The sequence below is a fragment of the Nonomuraea zeae genome, from assembly GCF_005889725.1.
Taxonomy (GTDB): Bacteria; Actinomycetota; Actinomycetes; order Streptosporangiales; family Streptosporangiaceae; genus Nonomuraea; species Nonomuraea zeae.
On the sequence record NZ_VCKX01000465.1, the window covers coordinates 1 to 6,890 of the forward strand.

Sequence of the window (6,890 nt, forward strand, 5' to 3'; positions counted from 1 at the left end):
GGTGGGAGGACATCTCGGGGGTTCCCTTCTAGGACGAGCCCCGCCGCACGAAGGTCCAGGAGCGGACGATCTCGCGGGCGGGCGGCGGCTCCTCGGCCTGGAGGCGGTCGAAGAGCAGGCGCACGACGTCGGTGTAGTCGTGCCTGACCGGGCCGACGGTGCTGAGCGGTGGATTGCTGATGAGACCCTCGTCGATGTTGCCCGCGCCGACGATGGCGACGTCGCCCGGCACGTCGAGCCCGGCGTCCCTGGCCGCCCAGATCGCGCTGATCGCCGCCCTGTCGGAGGCGGCGAAGATCGCGTCGGGCCGGTCGGGGGACCTCAGGAGCTCGGTGGCGGTCTGGTAGGCCGACACCCGGTCGTCCGCGCCCGAGGTGACGATCCGCTCGGCCACGCCGTGCCGGTCGAGCGCCGTCGTGTAACCGAGCAGCCGCCCCGCGGGTTTGTCCCGGTAGAGCTCGTGCCGGTGCGCCATGAACGCGATGCGCCGCCGGCCCTCCGCCAGCAGGTGCTCGACCGCCTCCGCGCACGCCTCCGCCTCGGGAGTGCGTACGACGTCGCAGCCGTCAAGACCGCTCTCGTTGCTGAGCACCACCATCGGCAGCCCGGTGGCGGCCAGCCCGGTGAGCAGCTCGCGGGTGAGGTGGTCGCTGACGACGTTGATCAGCGCGCCGTCGGCGATCCCGCCGCGCAGCACGTCGATGGCGGCGGCGGCGCGGGCCTCCGAGTAGACGGCGAGCGTGACCACGGAGTAGCCGCGGGCGTCCGCCATCTCGTGCAGGTCCGTCGCCAGCCGCTCGTCGGTCGGCACCCCGCCGAACGAGCTCAGCACCAGGCAGACCCGCTGGGTCCGGCGCTTGCGCAGGCTTCTCGCGGCCTGGTTGGGCGTGTAGCCGAGCTCTCTGGCCGCTTCGAGCACCCGCTGCCTCGTCTCGGCGGCCACGGGACGGTCCCGGCCGCTGAGCACGTAGGAGACGGTCGCCACTGACACGTTCGCCAGCTCGGCCACTTGTCGCGCTGTTGGTCTCATGTTAGTCGAATAACCTAGCATTCCCTACAGGGATATGGGGATTTGATGGGCTACGGGCTCGGATGACAGGTGAGAGCGAGGATGGTCCTCACATCTTCGCTTGGAGATGTGTTAAACGATTAACACCATAGGCGCAGCCGTGCGCCCCGATCAATCCCCTCCGGCCGGCAGTCCCGGCGATCAGGCGAGAATGCGGACGGGGTCGGCGAGCAGCGCTAGGAACTCCCGCATCCAGGCGGCGGCCACGACGCCGTCGACGGGCCGGTGATCCACCGACAGCGTCACCCGCATCACCTCGCCGATCTTCACCTTGCCGCCCTTGACGACGGGCTCCCGCCGGGTGGCGCCGACGGCGAGGATCGCGGACTGGGGCGGGTTGACGATGGCGGCGAACTCCTCCACGCCGTGCATGCCGAGGTTCGTCACGGTCAGGACGCCGCCTTCCAGCTCGCCCTGGCGCAGCCGGCCCGCCGCGGCCCGGTCGGCGAAGTCCCTGACGGCGGCGGAGATGGCGAGGACGGACTTCTGCTCGGCGGCTCTGAGCACGGGGGTGACGAGCTCGCCCGGCTTCGCCGCGATGGCCACGGAGACGTCCACGGTGGTGAAGGAGCGGGTGGCGTCCGGGGTCCAGATGACGTTCATCCCGGGTACGAGCTGGTGCGCGTGCGCCACCGCCTTGATGACCAGGTCGTTGACGGTGACCTTGCGGGGGGCCGTGCGGTTGATGCGGCGGCGGAGCTTGAGCAGCTCGCCCACGTGGGCGGTGCCGCGCAGGTAGAAGTGCGGGACGGTCCGCTTGCTCGCGGCCAGCCTGGTGGCCAGCGCCCGCCGGGCCCGCGAATGCGGCACCTCACCGGCGGGCACCCGCTCCCGCCCGCCCGCGATCTCGCCGGTGGGCGCCCGCTCCCGCCGGCCCGTGACCTCCACGACCGGCTCCGCCTCCCGGCGCTCGGTAACCGGCCCGGCCTCCCGCCGCCCGGCGACCAGCTCCACGCCGCGTCGCGCGGCCACCGGCTCGGCGGTGCGGTGCTCGATGGCCGCCTCCACGTCGCGGCGGATGATCCGGCCGTTCGGGCCGGTGCCGGTGATGTCCGCCAGCGGCACGCCCGCCTCCCTGGCCAGGCGGCGCGCCAGCGGGCTGGAGAAGAGCCGCACGGGCGAGCCGGCTGCGGCGTCCGGCACGGCCCCGGCCGGCGGCCCGCCGTCGTCCGGGCTTCCCTCTTCGTCCTGCTCCCCCACCTCACCCAGGACGGCGATGACCGTGCCGACCGTGACGGTGGCGCCCTCGGCCGCCACCGTGCGCAGCAGCACGCCGTCGATCTCGGCCTCGACGTCGACCACGGCCTTGTCGGTCTCGACGGTCGCGATCACGTCCCCGGCCGCGAACGCCGCGCCCACCGCCACCGCCCACCCCTGAAGGACGGCCTCACCGGCGTTCGCCGCCACCTCCGGCATCCGCAGCAGCCTGGCCATCTCAGCACCCGCTCTCTCGGTCAGTACGCCGCCATCTCGGCGAGCTTGGCGGCCACGTCCTCCTCCTCGGCGATGGCCGCCCGCTCCAGCACCTTGCTGATGCTCGGCGACGCCTCGCCCCCGGTCACCCGCTGCACCGGCTGGTCCAGCCAGTCGAAGAGGCGCCGCTGGAGCTCGTCGGCCAGCCATCCCCCGTACGACGTCCCGACCGGCCCCTGCTCGGCGATGAGCACGTTCCCGGTCTTCCTGACGCTCGCCCCGATCGTGTCCCAGTCGAGGCTGGCCCGGTCGAGCCAGCGCAGGTCGATCACCTCGGCGTCCAGGTCCAGCGACTCGACGGCACGCAGCACGTACGCGGTCATCGCCAGGTAGGTCAGCACGGTGAGCCGCGAGCCGGGACGGCGGACGGCGGCCCGGCCGACCGGCAGGCAGTAGTCCAGGTCGTCCACCGGCCCTTCGCCCGTGCCGGCGTACAGGTCCACGTGCTCCAGCACGACGACGGGATCCTGGCAGCGCAGGGCGGTGTTCATCAGCCCCACGTAGTCGAACGGCGTCGTGGGCGCGACGATCCGCCAGCCCGGCGCGGTGGCGAAGATCCCGGCGGGGTCCATCGAGTGCTGGGAGCCGTAGCCGGTGCCGATGGCGACCTTGCTGCGCAGCACCAGCGGCATGGCGTCGCCGCCGCCGAACATGTGCCTGGCCTTGCCGATCTGGTTGAACAGCTGGTCGGCAGCGACCCACATGAAGTCGGCGTACATGAGCTCGGCCACCGGCAGGTAGCGCCCGTCGGAGGCGATGCCGCCGGCCAGCCCGGTGAAGGCGTTCTCGCTGATCGGGGTGCCGAGCACGCGATCGGGGAAGGCCTCCTTCAACCCCCGGGTGGCGCCGTTCGTGCCGCCGTTGAGCCGGTGCACGTCCTCGCCCAGCACGACGATCGACTCGTCGGTGCTCATCCGCCGCGCCATCACCCCCGCGACGGCGTCGATGAACTTCTGCTCGGCCAGCTTTCCGGTGAACGTGTCCCGGTCGGTCATGCGGGCCCCGGCGAGCTCGGTCAGGTCCCCGCGTACGCCCACGTGCGCGAATCCCGGGTCCGGCCATTCCGCCGGTCTGATCCGGCGCTGCCCCGGTTTGCCGCCGGGGAGCGGTTCGAGCAGGACGTCGCCGAGGCCGGCCATGAGGGCTCCCGCCCGCGCGGTGGCCCCCTCGATCTCGGGCGGGGCCAGGATGCCCCGGCGCACCAGGTGCCCGGCGAGCTGCTCGATCGGGTCGCGGGCGCGCCACGCCTGCTCCTCCTCCTTGGTCCGGTAGCCGAAGGCGCTGCCGGGGAAGGGGCCGTTCTGGTGGAAATATCGGTAGACGTCCGCTTCGAGCAGGGCGGGGCCGTGGCCGGCGCGCAGGTGGGCGAGCACCTCGCGCATGGCCAGGTGGACGGCGAGCACGTCCATGCCGTCCACCTTCCAGCTCGCCACCCCGAACCCGGGGCCGCGGGCCGAGAGCCTGGGCTCGCCGGTCGCCTCCTCCACGGCGGTCGAGACGGCGTAGCGGTTGTTCTCGACGAAGAAGCAGAGCGGCAGGCGCCAGGCGGCGGCCAGGTTCAGCGTCTCCAGGGTGGAGCCGATGTTGGCCGCGCCGTCGCCGAAGTACGTCACCGCGACCGCGCCGGTGCCCGCCTGCTTGTGCGCCCACGCCGACCCGGCCGCGATGGGGACGCCGCCGCCCACGATCGCGTTCGTGCCGATGGCGCCGGCCTCCTTCCACCGCAGGTGCATGGACCCGCCGCGGCCGTGGCTGAAGCCGCGGTCCAGGCCGCAGATCTCGGCGAGCGTACGCAGCAGCACCTCGCGCACGCCGGGCGAGAAGTCCTTCGTGGGGTCGATGCCCTTCGGCTCGGCGTGCGCCAGCGCCTTGGCCAGGAACTGGTGGTGTCCCCTGTGCGCGCCGTTGACCGTGTCGCCGCCGGTCAGCGCCAGGATCGAGCCGACCGCGCCGCCCTCCTGCCCGATGCTGGAGTGGGCGGGCCCGTGGACGAGGCCGGACTTGGCGAGGTCGAGGACGTACTCCTCGAACGTCCTGATCAGCAGCAGCTGGCCGAGCATCGTCGTGAGCAGGTCCGGATCGGCCGCGTCCCAGTCCTCCTGCGTGGCGGCGACCTCGACCCAGGGCGCCTGCGGCTGGAGCCGATGGTGCTGAGGCATTCTTCAGCCTTACATGGGATGGATCCAAAGAACAGTGCTTTCCCGGAGAGATGCCGTGGCATACGCTGTTTTGGATCCAAAAGGGAAGGTGGCGGGATGGGTGGACTTCCGGGCCTGAGCCGGGTGGACCACATCGGCTTCACGGTGCCCGATCTCGACGAGGCGATGGCGTTCCTGGTGGACGTGCTCGGCTGCGAGTACATGTACTCGCTCGGCCCCTTCCGCCACGACGATGACCGGTGGATGAGCGAGCACCTCAACGTGCACCCCCGGGCGGTGATGGAGCGGCTGCACTTCTTCAGGTGCGGCGGGCAGGCGATCTTCGAGGTGTTCCAGTACGACGCGCCCGGCCAGCATCTCGAAGTGCCGCGCAACAGCGACGTCGGCGGGCATCACGTGGCGCTCTACGTGGACGACCTCGACGCCGCGGTCGCCTACCTGAAGAGCCGCCGGGTCCGCGTGCTCGGGGAGCCGACGGCCAGCAGCGGTCCGAGCGAGGGCCAGCGGTGGGTCTATTTCCTCGCCCCCTGGGGCATGCAGTTCGAGCTCGTGTCCTACCCGGGCGGCAAGGCGTTCGACCGTGCGAACGCGTGAGCCGTCGCGGGTCCCGGAGAGCGAGCGGGTGGCCGGGCACCTGCGCGAGGCGATACTCAGCGGCAGGATCGGGCCCGGCGAGCGGATCAGGCAGGAGGAGCTGGCCGCGCGCCTGGGGGCCAGCCGGCTGCCGGTGCGCGAGGCGCTGCGCATGCTGGAGGCCGAGGGGCTCACGGAGCACCATCCGCGCAGGGGCGCCCGCGTGCCCCGGCTCGACCGGCACCAGGTGGACGTGATCTACCAGATGCGCGAGCGGCTCGAACCGCTGGCCCTGGCCGAGAGCATCCCGCACCTGACCGGCGACGAGCACCACCGGCTGGCGGTGCTCCAGGACGCGATCGAGGCGAACACCGACATCGGCGAGTTCCTCACGCTCGATCGCGAGTTCCACCTGCTGACGTACTCCGGGTGCGGCATCGGGCAGCTCTCGGCGATGGTCGTCCGGCTGTGGAACGAGACGCAGCACTATCGGCGGGCGTTCATGCTGCTGACGGGGCCCGCGCGGCGGTGGGTGGTCAACGCCGAGCACCGGCTGCTGCTCGACGCCATCGTACGAGGTGACGCCGTGGACGCCGAGCGGTGCCTGAGCGGGCACATCCGGCGGACGCGGATGGAGCTCTCGCAGCACCCCGAGGCGTTCGCCGCCGATGCCGACGCGGGGACGGGGGCGCGGCGGTGACCCGGCTGGTCGTCAACGGCACGCCCGCCGAGGTCGCGGCCGATCCCGGCACCCCGCTACTGGACGTGCTGCGCGGGGAGCTCGGGCTGGTGGGCACCCGGTTCGGCTGCGGGGCCGGGGCGTGCGGGGCGTGCTTCGTGCTGCTGGACGAGCGGGTGGCGGCGGCCTGCGACACGCCGTTGTCGGCGGCGGCGGGGCGCGAGGTGGTGACCGTCGAAGGGCTCGCGCCCGGGGAGGAGCTGCACCCGGTGCAGCGGGCGATCCTGGAGGAGCAGGCGGGACAGTGCGGCTACTGCCTTTCGGGGATGATCGTCAGCGCCGCCGCCCTGCTGGCCCGCGATCCCCATCCCGACGAGGAGGCCGTGGTGGCGGCCCTGGAGCGCAACCTGTGCCGGTGCGGCGCCCACCGCCGCATCGTCCGCGCCGTCCTGAGGGCCTCCGGGTGAGCGCCCAGGCGGAGGGCGCCGCCTGCCGCTCCCGGGCGGCCGGACGCCGTCCGGAGGTGGCCCGGTGAGCGTCTCGGTGGGCTCCGACGGGGTCATCTCCGTGCGGGCCGGGAAGGTCGAGCTCGGGCAAGGGGTGCTCACGGCGCTCGCCCAGATCGCGGCCGACGCGCTGGGGGCCGACCTGGGGCAGATCAGGATGCTGCCCGCGCGCACGGGCGCGGGGCCCGACGAGGGCTTCACGTCGGGCAGCCTGTCGATCGCCCGCTCGGGCCCGGCCCTGCGCGCCGCCTGCGCCCGCGTCCGCGCCGCCTGCACCGCCGAGGCCGCCCGCCGCTGGGGCGTCTCCCCCGGCCAGGTGACGGTCCGCCACGGCGAGTTCCGGTACGGCGACCAGACCGCGACCTACGCCGACCTCGCAAAAGCGGCAACCCTCCGGACAGCCGCCCCCGAGACGACCGCCCCCACGACAC

7 protein-coding genes are annotated in these 6,890 nt (G+C 72.9%); 4 read left to right on the forward strand and 3 right to left on the reverse strand.

The genetic code is table 11. The features are described from left to right. Positions 1 to 28 precede the first annotated feature (28 nt). The 3 genes from ETD85_RS58965 to ETD85_RS58975 all read right to left on the reverse strand — a co-directional run bounded on the left by ETD85_RS58965 (position 29) and on the right by ETD85_RS58975 (position 4,701). Complete coding sequence (locus ETD85_RS58965) at positions 29 to 1,051, reverse strand: LacI family DNA-binding transcriptional regulator (protein WP_338087269.1); 1,023 nt, start codon at positions 1,049 to 1,051, stop codon at positions 29 to 31. Between the two features lie 159 nt (positions 1,052 to 1,210). Next, positions 1,211 to 2,503 carry a dihydrolipoamide acetyltransferase family protein gene (locus ETD85_RS58970; RefSeq protein WP_138698535.1) on the reverse strand — a complete coding sequence of 431 codons (1,293 nt, stop codon included), beginning with the start codon at positions 2,501 to 2,503 and terminating at the stop codon, positions 1,211 to 1,213. Positions 2,504 to 2,523: 20 nt separating this feature from the next. After that, positions 2,524 to 4,701, reverse strand: coding sequence for an alpha-ketoacid dehydrogenase subunit alpha/beta (locus ETD85_RS58975; protein WP_138698536.1), 2,178 nt, complete (start codon positions 4,699 to 4,701; stop codon positions 2,524 to 2,526). Positions 4,702 to 4,797: 96 nt separating this feature from the next. On the opposite strand from ETD85_RS58975, the gene ETD85_RS58980 reads away from it, so the two are divergent. The 4 genes from ETD85_RS58980 to ETD85_RS58995 form a co-directional block, all read left to right on the forward strand. Next, positions 4,798 to 5,295: a VOC family protein gene (locus ETD85_RS58980; protein WP_138698537.1), complete on the forward strand. Its 498-nt coding sequence runs from the start codon at positions 4,798 to 4,800 to the stop codon at positions 5,293 to 5,295. Beyond that, on the forward strand, positions 5,282 to 5,974 hold the full coding sequence (locus tag ETD85_RS58985; RefSeq protein WP_138698538.1) for a GntR family transcriptional regulator: 693 nt from the start codon (positions 5,282 to 5,284) through the stop codon (positions 5,972 to 5,974). The genes ETD85_RS58980 and ETD85_RS58985 overlap by 14 nt, the downstream gene beginning before the upstream one ends. Continuing rightward, positions 5,971 to 6,420, forward strand: coding sequence for a (2Fe-2S)-binding protein (locus tag ETD85_RS58990; RefSeq protein WP_138698539.1), 450 nt, complete (start codon positions 5,971 to 5,973; stop codon positions 6,418 to 6,420). Before ETD85_RS58985 ends, ETD85_RS58990 begins: the two co-directional genes overlap by 4 nt. Positions 6,421 to 6,484: 64 nt before the next feature. Further along, the coding region (locus ETD85_RS58995; RefSeq protein ID WP_206059574.1) for a molybdopterin cofactor-binding domain-containing protein at positions 6,485 to 6,890 on the forward strand (406 nt) is incomplete at its 3' end.

Excerpts from the sequence above, each read along its gene's own strand:
- ETD85_RS58970 (WP_138698535.1), bottom strand. The coding sequence starts at position 2,503 with ATGGCCAGGCTGCTGCGGATGCCGGAGGTGGCGGCGAACGCCGGTGAG.
- ETD85_RS58980 (WP_138698537.1), top strand. The coding sequence starts at position 4,798 with ATGGGTGGACTTCCGGGCCTGAGCCGGGTGGACCACATCGGCTTCACG.
- ETD85_RS58965 (WP_338087269.1), bottom strand. The coding sequence starts at position 1,051 with ATGCTAGGTTATTCGACTAACATGAGACCAACAGCGCGACAAGTGGCC.
- ETD85_RS58975 (WP_138698536.1), bottom strand. The coding sequence starts at position 4,701 with ATGCCTCAGCACCATCGGCTCCAGCCGCAGGCGCCCTGGGTCGAGGTC.